At 71.1% G+C, this 18481-nt stretch carries 16 protein-coding genes and 1 pseudogene; 4 read left to right on the top strand and 13 right to left on the bottom strand.

The genetic code is table 11. The features are described 5' to 3' along the window. The first annotated feature begins 19 nt into the window (after window positions 1–19). Window positions 20–646 (top strand): TetR/AcrR family transcriptional regulator, encoded by a 627-nt coding sequence (locus ACIQF0_RS15240; protein WP_401029688.1) that lies wholly within the window; start codon window positions 20–22, stop codon window positions 644–646. Here ACIQF0_RS15240 and ACIQF0_RS15235 read toward each other — a convergent pair. Together ACIQF0_RS15235 and ACIQF0_RS15230 are read right to left on the bottom strand one after the other, a co-directional pair. Next, entirely contained in the window at window positions 590–1228 is a 639-nt protein-coding gene (locus ACIQF0_RS15235) for a response regulator transcription factor (protein WP_360038412.1), read from the bottom strand. The genes ACIQF0_RS15240 and ACIQF0_RS15235 overlap by 57 nt on opposite strands. Next, the gene (locus tag ACIQF0_RS15230; RefSeq protein WP_401029684.1) at window positions 1225–2418 is read right to left on the bottom strand and encodes a sensor histidine kinase; all 1194 of its coding nucleotides are present in this window, start codon (window positions 2416–2418) and stop codon (window positions 1225–1227) included. Before ACIQF0_RS15230 ends, ACIQF0_RS15235 begins: the two co-directional genes overlap by 4 nt. A gap of 165 nt (window positions 2419–2583) precedes the next feature. Between ACIQF0_RS15230 and ACIQF0_RS15225 the strand changes: the two are divergent. After that, window positions 2584–3664 (top strand): annotated as a pseudogene (locus ACIQF0_RS15225) (ABC transporter permease). Continuing rightward, window positions 3661–4353, top strand: coding sequence for an ABC transporter ATP-binding protein (locus ACIQF0_RS15220; RefSeq protein WP_401029681.1), 693 nt, complete (start codon window positions 3661–3663; stop codon window positions 4351–4353). Before ACIQF0_RS15225 ends, ACIQF0_RS15220 begins: the two are co-directional and overlap by 4 nt. Here ACIQF0_RS15220 and ACIQF0_RS15215 read toward each other — a convergent pair. Continuing rightward, window positions 4334–5461, bottom strand: a complete 1128-nt coding sequence (locus ACIQF0_RS15215) for a cellulose binding domain-containing protein (RefSeq protein ID WP_401029678.1) — start codon at window positions 5459–5461, stop codon at window positions 4334–4336. The genes ACIQF0_RS15220 and ACIQF0_RS15215 overlap by 20 nt on opposite strands. Window positions 5462–5708: 247 nt before the next feature. On the opposite strand from ACIQF0_RS15215, the gene ACIQF0_RS15210 reads away from it, so the two are divergent. Continuing rightward, window positions 5709–6044: a hypothetical protein gene (locus tag ACIQF0_RS15210; protein ID WP_401029675.1), complete on the top strand. Its 336-nt coding sequence runs from the start codon at window positions 5709–5711 to the stop codon at window positions 6042–6044. 24 nt (window positions 6045–6068) lie between these two features. Here ACIQF0_RS15210 and ACIQF0_RS15205 read toward each other — a convergent pair whose 3' ends face one another. The 10 genes from ACIQF0_RS15205 to ACIQF0_RS15160 all read right to left on the bottom strand — a co-directional run bounded on the left by ACIQF0_RS15205 (window position 6069) and on the right by ACIQF0_RS15160 (window position 18279). Next, window positions 6069–7346 carry a glycosyltransferase gene (locus ACIQF0_RS15205; RefSeq protein WP_401029672.1) on the bottom strand — a complete coding sequence of 426 codons (1278 nt, stop codon included), beginning with the start codon at window positions 7344–7346 and terminating at the stop codon, window positions 6069–6071. Continuing rightward, window positions 7343–9556, bottom strand: coding sequence for a glycoside hydrolase domain-containing protein (locus tag ACIQF0_RS15200; protein WP_401029981.1), 2214 nt, complete (start codon window positions 9554–9556; stop codon window positions 7343–7345). The genes ACIQF0_RS15205 and ACIQF0_RS15200 overlap by 4 nt, the downstream gene beginning before the upstream one ends. A 98-nt stretch (window positions 9557–9654) precedes the next feature. Further along, window positions 9655–10980, bottom strand: coding sequence for an alpha/beta hydrolase domain-containing protein (locus ACIQF0_RS15195; RefSeq protein WP_401029669.1), 1326 nt, complete (start codon window positions 10978–10980; stop codon window positions 9655–9657). A 22-nt stretch (window positions 10981–11002) separates the two neighbouring features. After that, window positions 11003–11779: an ATP-binding cassette domain-containing protein gene (locus ACIQF0_RS15190; RefSeq protein ID WP_401029666.1), complete on the bottom strand. Its 777-nt coding sequence runs from the start codon at window positions 11777–11779 to the stop codon at window positions 11003–11005. Beyond that, on the bottom strand, window positions 11779–12636 hold the full coding sequence (locus ACIQF0_RS15185; protein WP_401029663.1) for an ABC transporter ATP-binding protein: 858 nt from the start codon (window positions 12634–12636) through the stop codon (window positions 11779–11781). The genes ACIQF0_RS15190 and ACIQF0_RS15185 overlap by 1 nt, the downstream gene beginning before the upstream one ends. Before the next feature lie 9 nt (window positions 12637–12645). Continuing rightward, the gene (locus ACIQF0_RS15180; RefSeq protein WP_401029660.1) at window positions 12646–13587 is read right to left on the bottom strand and encodes an ABC transporter permease; all 942 of its coding nucleotides are present in this window, start codon (window positions 13585–13587) and stop codon (window positions 12646–12648) included. Window positions 13588–13594: 7 nt separating this feature from the next. Next, window positions 13595–14425: an ABC transporter permease gene (locus tag ACIQF0_RS15175; protein ID WP_401029657.1), complete on the bottom strand. Its 831-nt coding sequence runs from the start codon at window positions 14423–14425 to the stop codon at window positions 13595–13597. 21 nt (window positions 14426–14446) lie between these two features. Then, window positions 14447–15994: an ABC transporter substrate-binding protein gene (locus ACIQF0_RS15170; RefSeq protein ID WP_401029654.1), complete on the bottom strand. Its 1548-nt coding sequence runs from the start codon at window positions 15992–15994 to the stop codon at window positions 14447–14449. 93 nt (window positions 15995–16087) lie between these two features. Then, entirely contained in the window at window positions 16088–17188 is a 1101-nt protein-coding gene (locus ACIQF0_RS15165) for a DUF5937 family protein (protein WP_401029651.1), read from the bottom strand. 53 nt (window positions 17189–17241) lie between these two features. Continuing rightward, entirely contained in the window at window positions 17242–18279 is a 1038-nt protein-coding gene (locus ACIQF0_RS15160; RefSeq protein WP_401029648.1) for a lysyl oxidase family protein, read from the bottom strand. Between the last annotated feature and the right edge of the window lie 202 nt (window positions 18280–18481).

Raw genomic sequence — 18481 nt, 5'->3', positions numbered from 1 at the left:
TGTCTCATAAGATGTCGCCATGGCCGACTCCACCGACCCGCGCATCACCCGCAGCCGCGAGGCGATCCTCTCCGCCGCACGGGAACTCCTCCGCGAGGACGGTCCGGCCGCGGTCACCCACCAGAACGTCGCCAAACGCGCGGGAGTCGGGCGCGCGACCGTGTACCGCCACTGGCCACAGCCGAAATTGCTGCTCGACGACACAATGGCGGGCGTCCGGATGCCGTTCTTCCGGGACCCCGTCCCGCCCGTCCGCCCCTGGCTGGCGCGGCAGATGCGCACACTCGCGGACGAACTGGCCCTGCCCGAGATCCAGGCGGTGACCGCGGCGCTGTTCCACGGAGCACCGGACGAGCCCGACGCGACCGCTCGGCGGGAACAGCTCATCGCCACGATCAGCGGCCAGCTCGGCACGGCCCTGGACTCGGCGGCACGGACCGGCGAGCTTCAGGCGTCAGCCGACCTGCTGGACGCCCCGGCGTTCCTCATCGGCCCCCTGGTGTTCCGGAGCATGTTCGAGCGCCGCCCGGTCACCGACGCGATGATCGACCACCTGCTGAACGCGATCGGGACCTGGACCGCGTCACCCTCACCGGCGGCGGATCAGGCCGATGTCGGTCGCGGTCGCGACGGCGGCGGTGCGTGAGTCGACGCCGAGTTTGGTGTAGCAGCGGGCCAGGTGCGACTTCACCGTGCCTTCGGTGAGGTGCAGGCGCGCCGCGACGGCCCGGTTGGACAGCCCGTCGGCGACCAGGCCGAGCACCTCGATCTCCCGGCGGGTCAACGCGGCGTCGGGCAGGCGCATCCGGTTCAGGAGCCGGTCGGCGACGGTGGGGGCGAGGGTGGTCCGTCCTGCGGCGGCGGTGCGGACGGCGGCGGCCAGGTCGTCGGGGTGGGCGTCCTTGAGGAGGTACCCGGTGGCGCCCGACTCGATGGCGGGCAGCGTGTCGGCGTCGGTGTCGTAGGTGGTGACGATGAGAACGCGGGGCGCGCCGGGACGAGCGGTGATGGCGGCGGTCGCCTCGGCTCCCGTCATTCCGGGGCCGAACCGCAGGTCCATCAGGACGACGTCGATGTCGCCCTCGCCGGCGCGCGCCACGGCGGCTTCGGCGGTCGCGGCCTCGGCGACCACGACGAGGCCGGGTTCGGTCTCCAGCACGGCCCGCAGACCCGCGCGCACCACGGGGTGGTCGTCGGCCAGGAGGAGGCGGATCGGGGTGCCGGTCATGACAGGGCCTCCGGCAGGGGAAGCCGGGCGGCCAGCGCGGTGCCGTGGCCGGGGGCCGACTCGACGGTGAGGGAACCGCCCAGCGCACGGACGCGGGCGCGCATGGCCGCCAGGCCGAACCCTCCCTCGCCGGGATCGGGAGCCAGCAGGCGCTCGGGGTCGAAGCCGGTTCCGTCGTCGACGACGCCGAGCGCGACCTCGTCGCCGAGGTGACCAAGGGTGATCTCGACGGTGGTGGCGCCCGCGTGCCGGACGGTGTTCGCGACGGCGGCCTGGGCGATGCGCAGCAGGGCGACCTCGTGTGCCGTCGGCAGCGGGACCGGATCGCAGGTGAGGTGGAACCGCGCGGTGATCCGGTGACGGGTGCTGGTGGTGGCGCACAGGCGTTCCAGGGCACCGGCCAGCGTGGTGTCGTCGAGGGCGGGCGGGGTGAGGGCGGCGACGAAACGGCGTGCCTCGGCGAGGTTGTCCGCCGCGGCCTGGCGGGCCTGGTCCACGTAGCGGGCGGCGTTGCCGGAGGCGTCGGGCAGCTGCCGTTCCGCGGCCCGCAGCAGCAGCTGGATGCTGGACAGCCCCTGGGCGAGGGTGTCGTGGATCTCGTGGGCCAGGCGTTCCCGTTCGGCCAGCACCCCGGCGGTGTGCTCGGCGCGGGCCAGCTCGGCGCGGGTCGCGGTGAGCTCCTCGATCAGGCGCCTGCGCTGCTCGCTCTCCCGGTAGAGCGCCTGGTAGCCCCGGACGACGGCGACCGCGACGGCGGCGCCGAGCAGCGGGCCGATCGCGGCGGCCGGGTTGAAGACGCCCTGGTGCGCGCTGAAGGCGGTGACCGCGGCCAGCGCCGTGGCGATCACCGCGACCAGGCCCGCCCGGCGCGGCAACAGGTGGAGCTGCAGGAAGTACAGGGGGAAGGCCACCCACACGCCGTCGGCGGTCAGCACCACCAGGACCAGCCACACGGCGCTGACGGCGCCCAGCCACAGCGCGGCGGCGAGCCGGGACGTGCGGACGCGGGGTAGCGCCGGTCCGGCCGCGTACATCGCGCCGCAGACCACCGCGACCACGACGATCGCCGTGGCCCGAGGGTGTCCCCCGGCCACGGCCCGTGCCATCGCCAGGACGAGCAGGGCGAGGAACAGGAGGTGCAGGCACCAGGTCAGCACCCGGTTGGTCGGTGTCAGAGCGGCGGCGTTCACGGTGCGTCCAGGCTACGTCCGAGCAGCGGGAGCCGCCTCTGTCGAAAGGTGTAGGCGGGGCGCTGTCTTCCGGCTCGGGAAGTGCCATCCACGGCCAGATGCCGCGGCAGGGTGCCGGCGGCGACCGTGGAGACGTACCGATCCCCCGCTGTGAGGACAGAGGCCTTGTTCGTCGCCTGGAGAGAACTCCGGTTCGCCAAGGGGCGTTTCGCCCTGATGGGAACCCGTGATCGTGCTGATCACCCTGCTGGTCGGGCTGCTGTCCGGCCTGACCGCCGGACTCGGCCGGCAGAACGTCTCCGCCATCACCGGCCTGCCCGCCGATCGGATCGCCTTCGCCGCGCCCAGCGGTGATCAGGGGCTGTCCTACGCCGACTCCACCGTCACCGAGGCGCAGTGGCGGCAGTGGGCCACCGCCCCTGGCGTCACCACCGCCGAACCGCTGGGCATCACCACCACCAAGGCCACCGCGGGCGACCGGAGCGCCGGTGTCTCGGTCTTCGGCGTGCTCACCGGATCTCCTCTCGTCCCGGACGGCGGGAAGCTCACCGAGCAGTCCGCGGTGCTGTCCACCGCGGCCGCCGCCGACCTGGGCATCCAGTCCGGTGACAGCATCGCCGTGGGTGGACGGAAGCTGAGCGTGGCCGCGGTGTCCGGTGACGCGTCCTTCAGCCACACCCCGGTCATCTGGACCACCCTCGACGTCTGGCGGGCGACCGCGCCCCCGTCCAGCAGCCAGTTCGGGACCGTGATCGCCCTGACCACGACCTCCGGCGCCGATCTCGCCGCCACCGACCGCGCCGCGGGCACCAGGACGGTCTCCACGGACGACTCCCTGTCCGCGATCGGCTCCTACGCCTCCGAGAACGGCTCCCTGCAGCTGATGCGCGGCTTCCTGTTCGCCATCTCCGCACTGGTCATCGGCGCCTTCTTCACCGTCTGGACCATCCAGCGCAGCGGTGACGTGGCCGTCCTCAAGGCGCTCGGCGCCACCACGGCCGGGCTGCTCAAGGACGCGCTGGGCCAGGCCGTCGTCCTGCTCGCGGGCGGAACCCTCCTCGGCACCGGCCTCGCCGCAGGCCTCGGTGCCGCCCTCGCCGGCTCCGCCGTCCCGTTCGTGCTCACCCCCGCCACCGTGCTCGTCCCGGCCGCGGTGATGGTCGTGCTCGGTGCGCTGGGAGCCGCGCTCGCGATCCGCCGCATCACCTCAGTCGACCCGCTGACCGCCCTGGGGAGCACCCGATGAGCCTCACCCTGACGGACGTCACCCTCACCTACCCCGACGGCGAGTCCCGCCTCACGGCGCTCGACCAGGTCACCCTGGACGTCCCCCGAGGAAGCCTGACCGCCGTGGTCGGCCCCTCCGGCTCCGGCAAGTCCAGCCTGCTCGCGGTCGCCGCCACCCTCATCGCCCCCGACTCCGGCACGGTCACCGTCGACGGCACCACGACCACCGGCATGACCCGCGGCGACCTCACCGACCTGCGCCGCCACAAGATCGGCATCGTCTTCCAGCAGCCCAACCTGCTGCCCGCCCTCACCGCCTGCGAACAGCTCCAGGTCATGGCCCAGATCGACGGCCGTTCCCCGGCCAAGGCCCGCGCCCGCGCGTTGGAGTTGCTCGACGCCGTCGGCCTCGCACCGCAGGCACAACGCCGCCCGCACCAGCTCTCCGGCGGCCAGCGCCAGCGCGTGAACATCGCCCGCGCCCTGATGAACGCCCCCACCGTCCTGCTGGTCGACGAACCCACCAGCGCCCTCGACCACGAACGCGGAGCCGCCGTCCTCGACCTCCTCACCCGGCTCACCCACCAGCGGGCCACCGCCACCGTCCTGGTCACCCACGACCGCGGCCACCTCACCGGCGTGGACCAGATCGCCGAGGTCCACGACGGCCGCCTCAGCCCCAGCGCGCTCAGGCAGGTGTGCAGGTGATCGACACGATGCCGGGCGAGACGCCACTGCCGACGACGTCGAAGCTGGTGGACCTCCCCGGTTCGAGCGCGCTGCCGACCGCGCGGACCGCGGAGCCGGACTGGGTCACCTGAGCCGCGGACGCCTTCTCCACGTGCTGGCCGTCGGGGAACGTCCAGTCGAGGATCCAGCCCTGGACCGGCGAGTCCCCGACGTTGGTCACCTCCACGACCGCGCGGAACCCGCCCGTCCAGGTCTCCTCCACGTTCAGGGCGGCGAAACACGGCGCGGGAGCGGCGGTCCCCAGTGCCCTCCTGGGCTTCTGGTCGTCGACGGAAACGGAGAAGTTCTCGATGGCGTTGCCCGCGCCACCACGCCACAGGTTGAACCCGGCCTCGACCGCGATCAGGTACCAGTCCGGCGAGACCACACCGCGTCCGACGGAGTCCCCGGTGAACGCGCTGATGTCGAGGTCCTTGACGGCGGTGGCCTCACCGATGCGTTCGTAGGTGATGCGCACCCGCCCTTGGTCACGTGCCAGCCACACGTTCCACCGGGCGTCCGAGATCGCCACCTCCCGCGCCAGCAGAACACCACCTGGCCGGACACCACCGTGGCTGCGGAGCCAGATCACCATCTCGGCACCGTCCGGCGTGCCCTCGGCGACCGGCCCGCTGTGGAACCACACCACGTAGGCGGCGTTGTAGACCCCGGCGTCGACCTGACTGCTGACCCAGTTGCTCGTGACGCGCGGCATCGCCGACACCTGGACCGGCAGGCCGCCGACATCGGTGCACTCCTGCCAGTGACACCCCTTGAGCAACGACGGAGTGGCAGCGGGGGCGCCGTCCGGCGACACGTCGTGCCCGGCGCTCTCGATCCGCAACGACTGGTCCCCCACGGTGATGCACTGGGGCGTCGCGGCGTTCCACACGTTGTTCTGGGCGAGGTAGTCCTTGCCTCCAGCCGGAACGACGCCGTCCTTGGCGCAGAGCGAGACACTCGCGCCCGCCGCGGGCCCGACGTTCGCCAGGACCAGGCCGACCAGCGCGGAGATCAACGCCCCGCCCAGCCCGAGCACCACGAACGCGGCGGCGACGCGGAAGGCGATGTGAGCGGTGGGATTCATCCGTGCTCCTCCTTCGGTGGCCCCGGCACCACGGTGCGCGACGCCCTGCAGGGGGATACGCCTGCCCCGGCGATGGCGTTCATCCCGGCTCACGAGCCCAGGTGAGCCGCACCACTCCGCTGGACCGGCCGGCCGTCATGCAGGCCGCCGTGCGCGGCAATAGCGTTGGTGCGGGCGCGGCGAAAGCACTGCTGCGCAAGGCCTCGCGAGCATCGCCCGCCTGCGGTTCAAGGAGATTCAGGACATCGTGAGCTCACGATCGCGCCCGGCCGGCGCACAGACGCCGAACGGCACGTCCGCTCATGAACGAACAGGCCTGGGCGAACTGATGACCGCTGTCGCGGGCGGCGACCGGACCGCGTTCGGGCAGGTCTACGACCTTCTGGCGGTGCCGTTCTACCGCCTGGTCCTGGGGGGACCGCACCGGGAGGACGGCCAGGCCGACCAGGCCGCGCTCGACGCGTGGACACGGGTCTGGCGCGACGCTCCTCTGCTGCTGCACGGGTCGCGCGGACGGCTGTCGTCCGCGGAGGCCGTCACGTGGATCATGGGCAAGGCGCGCGAGTACCGCGGCCAGCGGTAGGAGAAACACCGAGGCTGCGGGGGTTCAGCCCGTCAGGACGACAGGCGGGTTGGACGCGGCGAAGAGACCGTCGAACACCCGCACGCGATCGAAGGACAGGGCGTGCTCGCGTGCCCGGTCCGCCATGACCTGCCGCTCCTCGGCCGACATGTCGAGCACCACCCGGTCGATCGCGGCGGCGATGTGGGCGGCGTTCCCGGCCTCGACGAGGATCGCCGTCCCGCCCACCGCCTCCCCGACGCCTCCGGTGGTGGTCGTGATCACCGGCCCGCCGCCCGCGAGCATCTTCTCGGTCAGCGCGATGCCGAAGGTCTCTACGAAGTCCGGTTCGGGCTTGGTCGGCAGCGCGTAGACGGCGCAGCCGTTCATCAGCAGCGGCTTCTCCTCGTCCTCCACGTCGGTGAGGAAGATGATCCGGTCGTCGTGCCGGGTGATCGCCTGGAGGTGCTCCAGTTCTGGGCCGTTGCCGGCGATCACGAGCTTCAGCCGTGACCGCGCCTCGCTCTGGGCGAACGCGTCCACCAGGTCGTAGATGCCCTTGGCCCTGGTCACCCGGGACAGGAACAGCACGTACCCGTCCCGTTCGAGGCCGCGTCGCGAAAGGGCGGCGTCCACGAGTGCCGGATCGAGGTCGAGGTAGGCCGAGGTGTCGATCGGCGGGTAGCTCACCGTTATCCGGCGCACGCACTGGCGGGCGAACCTGGTGCCGCAGTGCGCGTCGACGGCCTCCGCGCAGGCGATGATCTCCTGCCTGGTGTACTCCGACACGGCGATCACCTGGTCGTTGGCGAGGAACCGGGTGAACAGGACCACGGCCGCCCCGAACCGCCTCTCCTTCAGGCAGGAGCGAATCACGTTGGTGACGTCCGAGCCGACCGCCTTCGCGATGGTGTGGACGTCAGGTGCGTAGCCGGCCGCGCGGGCCGCGTCGACGGCGTCGCGCACCACGGCGTCGTGGGGAGCCAGGTACATCGACACGCAGGTGGTCGGGACCGGCTCGGCGAGCAGTTCGACCAGGCGTCCCGTCAGCCCGGCCAGGTAGCGGCCGTCGGGTACGCGGTAGTCGCCGACCGGCTCCGGCCGTTCCACGGTGATGCCCTCGCTGTAGGGCAGGATCCGGTCCAGCGGCTTGAGCGGCAGACCTGCCGCCTGCAGCAGGGGTATCGGCCAGGTGAGCAACCGGACGTCGTCGAAACCGCGGGTGAGCGCGGCCTCGGCCAGGTTGCGGGCTTCTCCGGAGTGACCGCAGATGACTGGGTCGGCCCGGACCACGATGACGAGACGGCGGTGTGGCCTGCTCATGTGCGAGCCCCCTTTCCGAGCGGGTCGGACACTGACGGCGGAAGGATCTTGCGTCCCCACTCCGAGGGCTGGGGGCCGAGTTCGAGCAGCAACCGGCCGCCGGCGTGGACGTCGGAAGCACGCAGGTGCGCCGCGTCCAGCGGCTTGCCGTTCAGCCGGGCGGACTGCACGTACTGCGGCGGCGGGTGCTCTTCCACCCCGTCGGAACTGATGGACGTCTCGCGGTGGCCACGCGTCTCGACGACGAAGTCGCGGTCGCCGAGGTGCAGGGTGGCGTGGCTGAAGGCGGGCGCGTTGACGAGGAACAGGTTCTGCCCGGCGACCGGGAACAGGCCGAGCGAGGCCCACACGTACCAGGAGCTCAGCCCGCCCGAGTCGTCGTTGCCGGGAAGGCCGCCGCGACCGGTGCCGAACTGCCAGGTCAGCGCCGCGTGCACGATCTCGGCCGTGCGGTCCGGCCGGGCCGCGTAGTGGTACGACCACGGCGCTTCCATGTCCGGCTCGTTGTTCAGCCCCTCGAACCGGTTCAGCAGGTAGCCGGCCGCCATCTCCGCCGCGCCGGGCTGCCTGCCGGGCTGCGCCACCCGCGGGGCGCCGTACCCGAAGAACGCGTCGAGCGTGCTGACGAAGGCCTCGTTCCCGCCGACCATCGCGATTCTCGCGGCCATGTCGTGCAGCAGCCGGAACGAGTAGTTCCACTTGCCGCCCTCGTAGAACGACGAGTCGAGGAGCAGGCCGGTGGCCGGGTCGAACGCGTTGGACCACAGACGGCTGCGCGCGTCGAGGTCGTCGGCGAGCTGGACGTCGTTCAGGGACCGGGCGACGCCGGAGGTGCAGTGGCAGGCGTAGGCGAGGTCGAGCGTGTGCGAGATCGGGTGCACGACGCCGTGCTCGTAGAAGTCCTCGCCGTACATCCGGCGCAGGTCGTCGTACATGTGCACCAGCGCCCAGGTCCAGTCCAGGTCGCCGAGGCCGAGGGCGTGCGCGTCGGCCAGCGCGGTGTGGACCAACGCGCTCGCCTGCCGGAAGAACCTGTCCGCGCCGCGGGCCATCCGGTAGCCGATGGGGAAGTTGCCTTCCTCCTCGCAGACCCGGATCAGCGACTCCAGGAGATCGACCGCCTTGTCCGGGCAGATGGCCATGAGCAACGGCAGCTGGGTCTTGTAGATGTCCCACATCGTGCAGATGTCGAACACGAAGGGCCCGGAGGACGGCCAGAACGGACTCTCGTCGTCGGCGAAGCACGGCTTGATCAGCGAGTGGTACAGGGCCGTCGCGAACACCTGCCGCCTGGCCGGTGACCCGCCCTCGACCTCCACCCGGCCCACGTGGTCGCGCCACCGGGCCTTGGTCTGCGCCCGGACGAGGTCGAACGCCGTCGGCCCGTCACCGCACTCGCGATACAGGTTCTCCCTGGCCTGGTCGCAGCCTCGCAGCGAGAACCCGATCTGGATCTCGACGCTCTGCCCGGCGGTGGTGGGACCCATGTAGAGCATCCCGAACGGGCGCAGCGTGGTCTGCCTGATGCGGTCGAAGTCGAGCCGCGTGCCGCCCTCGATCAGCCGGCGGTCGTGCCAGAGCATCTGCCGCCAGCCAGGACTGTCGACCCTGATGTACACCGACAGCGGCACGCCTTCGACGACCACCGTGCCCTGGGCGCGGCCGTTGCCGAGGCTTTCCACGTGCGCCCGCAGCGGCACCGTGCGGCCGAGGTCGATGGCCAGCCCACCGCTGGACAGGTCGACGACGACCCGTGCGCTGCGATGCTCGGGAAAGACGTAGCGGTGGACGGCGACCTTGGCGCCGACGGTGACCTCGCAGCGAATGCCGGTGTCGAGAGTGGCCGCGTAGTACCCGGCCTCAGCGGTCTCGTCGTGCAGCGGCCAGGCCTCGCCGAGGACGTCCAGCGGCTGCACCATCGGGGTCACCCGCACGTAGTTGTAGTACTTGCGGATCGCGCCGGTGCCGGACTGCTGGAAGTGCGTGAAACCGGACGCCTGCAGCCGGTCGAACAGCTCCTCCGGCTGCCCCTCGGTGTTCTTCATGTAGAGGCCGTAGCCGGTCGGATAGGCACCGGAGTAGGCGCACGCGGACACCATGCCGAGCGGCGACGTCGCGCCGGGATGGGTGTTGCCGACCTGCGCTTTCGGCCACCACCAGGTGGCCGCCAGCCCCTGCGCCGCGGGCAGTGAGGTGGCAGCCGTTCCGATGAAAGGATCAATTTCGTCGAGGATGGCGAGACACTATGGGAGCACCTGTATCGCGTTGGTTTCAGCGACGTGAACAGTGACCACGTGTGCGGAGGTGCTCAGCGCCGCAGCTCCTCGGCGTCGATCGGCAGGTAGGTCTGCTCGTGCAGGTACTGCTCCAGCCGGTCCGCGACCTTCCGCTGCCACCTCTCGACGTCGCCGTACAGCTGCTCGAACGTCGTGGGGTCGAACGGGATCTCGTTGCCGTGGTACCAGCTGGGACGGCCGAGCGGGGTCGCGGCGGTCAGCGTGGACGTGGGCACGTCCACGTAGGTGGTGCGCCAGCCGCCGCGTGCGTTGCCGTGCTCGTCGCGCAGGATCTCGTCGGTGTCCCCCTCGGTGGCGAGCACCTTGCTCGGGGCCGGTGCGCGGCCGGTGTCCGACCAGTCCAGCAGTGCCTGCCACAGCGCGTGGTGGACGTGGCTGTTCGGGAAGGTGCTCCACCTCGCACCGGACGGGAGCGGGCAGCCGGCCAGCCGTTCGCGGTCCGCGGCGGACATCTCCCTGGTCTCCCGGTGGGCCATGCCGGCCACCTCGTACAGGCGGAAGCTCGCGCTGTCGGGACGGCGGTGGCTCAGGCCGCGCACCTGGCCGCCCACTCCGCAGCGGCGGCGGACGCTCTGGAACTCCGCCTCGCCGAGCACCTCGATCACCGGGACGTCGACGTCGGGCAGGGCGGGGCCGCCGGACGCTCCCGGCAGGTAGCCGTCGAACGCGGGGGCGTCGCCGGGCAGTCGCAGGCGGTTGTGGTGGTGGCGGACGAACTCGCGCACGACGCCGCCGGTCTGCGAGATGCCGCCGAGGTAGACCTTGCGGGCCTTGATCCCGCTGCCGGGCAGGCCTTCGCGCAACGCGGCGGAGACCTGGGCCAGGATCTCCGGGGACTGCGGTGTCGCGTCCCACCACCGCCGCATGAAGCTGTCGTACTCCGCCACCACGTCGGCGTAGTCCGCGTCCGGCGAGAACGGGATCGTGGCGGCGAACTGCTGGGAGAGAGGGCTTTCCGCGAACGTGAACGTGCGGTACCGGTCCGGGGCGGCTCCCGCGATCAGGCCCATCGCCGACGGTGCCTGCGAGTCGATCTCGACCCAGACGTGGTTGTTCCGCATGACGAACCGGTTGATCGCACGCCACACCGACGTGCCACCCCAGATGTGGCTCGCCTCGGCGATCACGGTGCCGCTGAACCGGGCCGCGTCAGCCGGGCGGCGGATCAGGATCCTGGTGCCGTAAGGGGTTCCGGCTGCCTCGCCGGAGACCAGGTACTCCTCCTGGACGTAGTCGTAGCGCGCCAGACGGTCGGTGCCGTAGGGCTCCAGCACGACGGCGCGGGAGCCGGGAACGTCCGGGTGCGGGCCGGTGACGATGGCCGCGTTGACGAACATGCAGGTCCTTTCTTCTGTGCCGTCACAGGGAAGGTGCGGCGTCGAGCAGAGTCCGCGTGTAGGGCTCGCGCGGGGAGTCGAAGATCTCGTCGCGGCTGCCGAACTCGACGAGCGCGCCGGCGCGCATCACAGCGACCTGGTCGCTGATGAACTCGACCACCGCCATGTCGTGGGAGACGAACAGCATCGCGAAGCCCCGCGCCTGCTGGATGTCCTTGAACAGGTTCAGGATCTGGGCCTGGACCGAGACGTCGAGGGCGGAGACGGGTTCGTCGGCGACGAGGAGGTCCGGTTCGAGCGCGAGGGCCCTGGCGATCGAGATGCGCTGCCGCTGGCCGCCGGAGAACTCGTGCGGCAGCCTGGCGAGGCCGCTGCGGGCGAGCCCGACCTCGTCGGCCAGTGCGGCGGCGCGGTGCCGGCGTTCGCCGCGGGTGTGCAGGTCCTGCGCGCGGAACGGTTCGACGAGCAGGTCCTCCAGGGTCATCCGGGGGTTGAGCGAGTTGGACGAGTCCTGGAAGACCATCTGCATCGTCCGCCGGAACGGGCGCATCTTCTTCGGTGTCAACGAAGACAGCGGCTGTCCGTGCACGGTCACCCGGCCGCGGTCCGGCGTCAGCAGGCCGACGGCCATGCGGCCGAGCGTCGACTTGCCGCTGCCCGACTCCCCCACCAGGCCGACGGTCCGGCCGGCGTGCACCTGGAGGCTCACCTCGGTGACGGCGGCCGTGCGGCGGCGCGCGAAGAACGGTCCGGCGGCGAAGTCCTTGCCGACACCGTCGAGGTCCAGCACCACGTCCATCACGCGCCTCCCGCCATCGCACGGGTCTGGTCCAGCACCGCGCGGTCGATCGTCGGCAGCCGGTCGACGCGGCGGCCGAGCCGGGGCGCCGCGTCGATCAGCGCGCGGGTGTAGGGCTGTTCCGGCTGCTCGAGGATCTGCGCGGTGGGGCCCTGTTCGACGACCCGTCCGTCGTACATCACCAGCACCTCGTCGCTGTAGCGGGCGACCAGGCCGAGGTCGTGGCTGATCAGCACGAGGGCGAGGTCGAGTTCCTCGCGCAGCCGCACGAGGAGCCGCAGGATCTGTTGCTGCACGGTGGGATCGAGCGCCGTCGTCGGTTCGTCGGCGAGCAGCAACCGGGGCCCGCACGAGATCGCCATGGCGATCATGACGCGTTGCCGCATGCCGCCGGACAGCTCGTGCACGTACGCGTCGAGCACCTTCCGCTCTCCGCCCAGCCCGACCTGCTCCAGCAGTTCCAGCGCACGATCTCGGGCCTCCCGGCGACCAAGCCCGAGGTGGTGGCGCAGCGGTCGGATCATCTGGGTTCCTATGCGCAGCAACGGGTGCAGAGCGCTCATCGGTTCCTGGAACACGTAACCGATCTCCGCTCCCCCACGGGCACGGCGTCGTCTCGCCGGCTCGCCGAGCAGCTCCGTGCCGTCGAAGAACACCGAGCCCTCCGCCGTGATCTGGGGCGGCAGGATGCCCATCACGGCGGCGGCGGTGATGCTCTTGCCCGATCCGGACTCGCCGACGACGGCGAGCGTCCGTCCACGGTGGACTTCGAAGCCGACGTCCCTGACCAAGGACAGGTCTCCGACGCGCGCCGAGAGCCCGGACACGCGCAGTACTGGCTCTGTTGTGGTGTGCACGCCGACTCCTCAGTAGCGGATGCGCGGGTCGAGCAGCGAATAGAGCAGGTCGATCACGAGGTTGAGCAGGACGTAGACCACGGCGATGAAGAAGATGCAGCCCTCGATGACCGGGTAGTCGCGGCGTTGCACCGCGGTCAGCAGCAACTGGCCAAGACCCGGGATCGAGAAGATCGACTCGGTGACCACGGCCCCGCCCATCAGCGAGCCGGTGGTCAGCCCGACGACGGTCACCATCGGCACCACGGCCGCGCGGAACACGTACTTGCGGATCACCGTGCGTTCGGGCAGTCCCATCGACCGCGCGGTCGTCACGAACGGCTGGTGCAGCGAGTCCAGCACCCCGGCCCGGCTGTAGCGGAACAGCGTGGCCGCCTCCAGCAGTCCCAGCGAGATCGCCGGCAACGCCAGGTGGTGCAGGAACAGCAGGGGGTCCTCGGTGAACGAGACGTACCCCGCGACCGGGAAGACCTGCCACACCACCCCGAACACCGCGATCAGCAGAACGGCGAGCCAGAAGCTCGGCAACGCGATCCCGACCGACGACCCGAAGACCAGAACCCGGTCGAGAAGGCCGTGCCTGCGCGTGCCCGCCGCGATGCCGAGGGCAGGGCCGATCAGCACCGCCACGGCGAGCGCGAGAACGGTGAGCTGCACCGTTACCAGCGCGTGCTCGGCCACGAGGCCCGACACCGCCTGATCCGCGAACAGCGAGTTCCCGAAGTCGAGCCGCACGACCCTGCCGAGCCAGGTGAGGAACTGCTCCCAGAGCGAGGCGTCGAGCCCGAGCCTGGTCCGGACCTCCGCGATCTCCTCCGAGGTCGCGGCGTCGCCCGCGATGGCCGCCGCCGGGTCGCCGGGGGCCAGGCGCAGCATGACGAACAGGAGCACCATCGGGACGGCGACGGTGGGCAGCAGCGCGCCGAGGCGCTTGAGGAGGTAGTTGGTCACGGGGTTCTCACTTCCTCGCCGACCGGGGGTCGAACACGTCGCGCAGACCGTCGCCGAGCAGCACGAGCCCGAGCACGGTCAGCACGATCGCGAGGCCCGGGAACACCCCGATCCACCAGGCCGAGTAGAAGTACTGCTGGGCAGCCGACAGACTGGTGCCCCAGCTCGGCACGTCGGGAGGCAGCCCGATGCCGAGGAAGCTCAGCGCCGCCACGGACAGCACGGTCACCGAGAACGCCAGCGCCGCCTGCACGATCGTCACCGACAACGCCTCCGGCGCGACGTAGCGGAGCAGCACCCAGCTCGTCCGCGATCCCAGTGAGGTCGTCGACTCCACCATCGGCATCGCCTTCACCGCGAGCGCCGCACCGCGCACGACGCGGGTCACCATCGGGATCAGCACGACGGTCAGCCCGGTGATCATCGTGGCGACGCCGTCACCGAGCACCCCGACCAGGCTGATCACCAGCACGATCGAGGGGAACGACATCAGGCCGTCCACCACCCGCATCACCACGGCGTCGACCCAGCGGAAGTACCCGCACAGCACACCCAGCACGTAGCCGGTGCAGACGGCGAGCGCGGTGGTGACGGCGCCGATGCCCAGGGACGTGCGCGCGCCGTGGACCACCATCGTCCAGAGGTCGCGGCCCTTCTCGTCGGTGCCGAACCAATGGCCAGTGCCGGGTGGGCGCAACGTGCTGGTGGGATCGACGCGGTAGGGGTCGCCGCCGAGCAGCGGGGCCAGCAGGGCGAGCACGACCATCAGCCCGAGCAGTGCGGCCCCCGCCATCGCGGTCCGGTCGCGCATCAGGTCTCGGAAACGTTGTCGCAGCATGGGATTCCTTCGTACGGAGGGCTAGCGACCGAGCCAGACGTTGTAGAAGCCGCGGACCGTGCCGAGCGCCGGCGTGAACCCGCCGATGCGCGTGCTGGTGACGGCGAGGTTGCCCTCGAAGCCGAGCTTCACGAACGGAAGATCCGTCCAGACGAGCTCCTGCAGTTCGGTCCACGCCGCCTGCCGGGCGGGTTCGTCGGCGCCGGAGAGGATGCGGTTCATGAGCGCGTTCTTCGCCGGCGTGTTCCACCAGCCGGGGAAGCCGGAGCTGAAGAACACCACCGTCAACGGGTCGGAGTAGCTGGTGCCGGTCGCGAGGAACATGTCCCACTGCGCGGGGTCGGCGCGCCGCGAGGTGAAGCTGGTCTCGTCGGTGGCCTGGAGCGAGACGGTGATCCCGGCGGCGGCGAGTTGCTGCCGGATCAGTTCGGCGTGCGGGTCGCGGCTGGGCCGGTACAGCACCCGCAACGGCGTGCCGTCGTAGCCCGCCTCCGCCAACGCCTTCCGCGCGCCCTCGACGTCCGGGGCCGCCCGGTAGATCTGGCTTCCCGCGGTCGAATGCCACGGCGAGGTGTCCAGGAACATGCCGGAGTCGTCGAGGAAGTTCTCGGTGGAGCCGAGGCTCTGCAGGGCGATCTGCTTCGGGTCCAGCGCGCGCTGAACGGCCTGGCGCAACGCCAGGTTCGTCGCCGGTCCCTGCTTGAGGTTGAACTGCACGAGCCGGAACTGGCCGCCCGGCACGACGACGGGGTTCAGCTTGTCGTCACGCCGGTAGCTCGGCAGCTGGTCCATCAGCGGCCCGGACGGCGCGATGTCGACGGCGTCGGTCCGCAGCTGGTTCAGGACGTTGGACTCGTTGTAGGGCACGAACTTGACGCGGTCGGCGTAGGCGGTCTTCGCGCCGCTGGCACCGTCCGACGGCTCGGCGCGCGCCTGGTAACCGTCGAACCGGTCGAGCACCACCTGCCGGTCGGGCACGAACTCGCGCAGCTCGTACGGTCCGGTGCACACGATGCGCGGCAGGGGTTTGTTCGGCGGCACGCCGGCCACGAGCCGCGCGGGCATGACGTACGCGGCGGTGTCCGGAGTGGACAGCAGCGCGGGGACCGCGGAGCTGGGCTGTTTGAGCTTGATGACGACGGTCAGGTCGCCGGCCGCGGAGACGGTGTCGAGGATCTTGCCGAACGTCGCGCCGGGGCTGCTTCCCGCGTACCGCCGCAGCGACGCCACGACGTCCTCGGCGCGCAGCGGCTGGCCGTCGTGGAACGTGACTCCCCCACGCAGGCGGACCGTGTAGGTGGTGGCGCCGTCGTACTCGTAGTCCTGGGCCAGGCCGTTGTGCACGCCCATGCGGGCGTCGTTCTCCCAGAGCCCCTCGCACATCGTCGCGGCGGCCAGCCAGTTGCTCCGCAGCGTCGAGTACACGGGGTCGAGCGCGGTGGGCATGCTCGCGATCACCAGCTCCCCGCCGCGGCGAGGGGGGGTCGTGTCCACAGTGGCCTTGGCGGCGCATCCGGCCACTGTGGACACCACGAGCGCTGCGGCGAGCAGGCGGCGAAGCGTCTTCATCGGCACTCCTGGGGACGTCGGGCGGCGAGTGGCGCCAAGTATGCGTCCGTGCCCGTGCCGAAGAGCCGTGAGTTACCGGGGGTGCGGTAATGGTCAGCCGACGATGCCGGAGACCAGGTCGTAGCCGATACCGTAGAGCCTGCTGGTCTGGATGCGGTGCTGAACGGTGCGCCCGTGCCGTGCCGACACGACCAGCCCGACCTCGCGCAGGCGCCGCAGGTGACGGGACACCTGCGGCTGCGTCATCCCCGTCCGCCAGGCGAGCTCGGTGGTGGTGCACTGCTCGTTGATCAGGTGACGGCAGATCTCGAGCCTGCCCGCGTCGGTGAGCACGAGCATCCGCTCCCGGATCTTGTCGAGGGTGTCCGCTCCGCGCGGCCCGTGCTGTTCGGCCGGGTACTGCACGACGACCGGCGGCTGCTGCGGCCAGTTCTTCAGCTTCTCGTCCTTGACCAGCAGGTGCGGGTGCCCGAAGTGGGACGGCACGAGCACCAGCCCGCGCCCCCGCACCGTCACGGCCGCCTGCTGGAGCTTGCTGAACTCGACGGTGTGCTCGGCGACGTCGATGACGGCGTTGGGTGACAGCGACCCCACGACCAGCGGCAACGGCTCCGTGCGCAGCGACGCCTCGACCCGCTCCGCCGAGCGTTCGAGAGCGGGCCGCAGCCGGCGCCACATCACCCCGAAGAACGTCTCCGACGCCACGTGCAGCAGCCCGAGCAACCGGACGCGGAACCTCTCCGGATCGGCCACGAGCTCACCGGCCAGCACGCCGCGCCGCGTGGACCGTTCCCCGCACGCCCGGACGAACGCCTGCGCGCTGACGGCGTCGTCCAGCGGCCAGCCGAAGTTCTGCCGGAGCCCGAAGATCGCCATCCCGGCCATCTGGATGAACACGCCGAGGTCCAGATCCGCTATCTCGGCGAGCTCGGCCTCCAGATCGCCGGAACCCGCCGACGTGAGCGGCAGCATCAGCCGGGTGCGGAACCGGGCCCACAGCGGGGCGAACGCGACGCACTCCGCCGCCGCCGGTCCTGGCAGGTCCGCGAGCACCCTGCGCGCCCACGTGCCCCGGTCCGGGTGATGGCCCGGTTCCGCCAGCACGTGCAGGCACGCCATGAGCTCGGCGGTCGCCGAACACCGGGCCGACACCTCGGCCGGGCGCACACCGTGCAGTCGCAGGAGGACGGACATGACGACCGAGTGTAGGCCGCGACCGTCCGATCAGGATTCCGCGAACGCCCGGTTCAGCGGCAGTCGCAACAGCAGCAGCCCGCGCACTCCGGCCTGCCCGGCGCGGGTTCCCGGATCGGGCCGCTGCGGGCGCGGGCGAGCAGGTCGTCCGTCCGGAGCTGTCCCGAGCACCGCTCCTGTCCGGGACAGCTCCGGAGCAACGTGACGGCGGGGGCCGCGGTGATCACCGCGGGCCGCCGCTTCGCCCCGTCCGGCCACTGCACCGAGATGGAGATCGACGAGGAGTTGTTGTCGTAGCGGGACTCGACGAGCGTGCGGTCGGAGTTGACCGTGTTGACCAGGTCGTAGGTGCCGGACGCGACGGAGGTGAGGTCGAGCCACTGGAAGTCGACGCCCTTGCGGTAGTCGTCGCCGCTGCCGGCGGAGATGCCCTCGAACATCTCGGTGGCGTCCGGGTCGTTCCTGCCGCAGTTGCTCTTCTTCAGGCGTTCGGCGAGCCGGCCCTCCGGACTGGCCGCGTCGGGCAGCGGGCCCGCGTCGGCGTTCCGGTACCGGTCGCCCAGGCAGAAGCCGTTCTTGCGGTCGGCGACCACCGTCCTGCCACCCGGCGTGCGCAACTGCATCCGAGCGAACCCCATGAGGTGCCAGTGCAGGTGCGTGGGCGTCGGCTCGTAGTACATCGAGGTGGCGGTGGCGCGCCGGGCATCGTCGTAAGTGCCGGGGATCGGTCCACCGCGCGAAGTCTGGAACGCCTGACGCACGGACATCTCGTCCGAGGTCCGGTTGGGCCGGCGGCCGTGCAGCATCAACGGGCCTTCGCCCACGTTGTCCATCGCGGTGGTGAACCGGATCCGGACGGCCCGGATCTCACCGGACGTCACGCACTCCCCGTTGGGCGCCTGGGCATCGGCGACCAGGCAGACGTCCCAGTCGCGGCACAGCGAGGGATCGCCGCCGTAGCCACCGGCACACCCGACCGGCGCCTGGCGGAGGTCGGGAAGCAGGGGCTCGTCCGCCCGAGCCGGTTGCGCTGACGCGAGAGCCAGCGCCAACGTCAACGCTGCCGCGCTCCACCTTCTACCAGAACCCACGGCGGACAAGGCTAGAGCCGGACACGGCCGTCTCCCCCGCACTGGCGTGAGGTGTACCCGGCCGAGTGAACGATTCGCGAGGGCCAGAGACGAAGAACGGGAAGATCCCCTCTCCCCACTTCAACATATAGCGCACCCCTGGGCTTGCGGCAAGACCCAGTTCGTCGCGCACAATCTCCCGCCTGAAGCAAAGCTCGTGCCA

This window comes from Lentzea sp. NPDC092896 (assembly GCF_044754905.1).
Taxonomy (GTDB): Bacteria; Actinomycetota; Actinomycetes; order Mycobacteriales; family Pseudonocardiaceae; genus Lentzea.
Note: the sequence above shows the minus strand (reverse complement) of the source record. Positions and strands in the feature narration are given on the sequence as shown.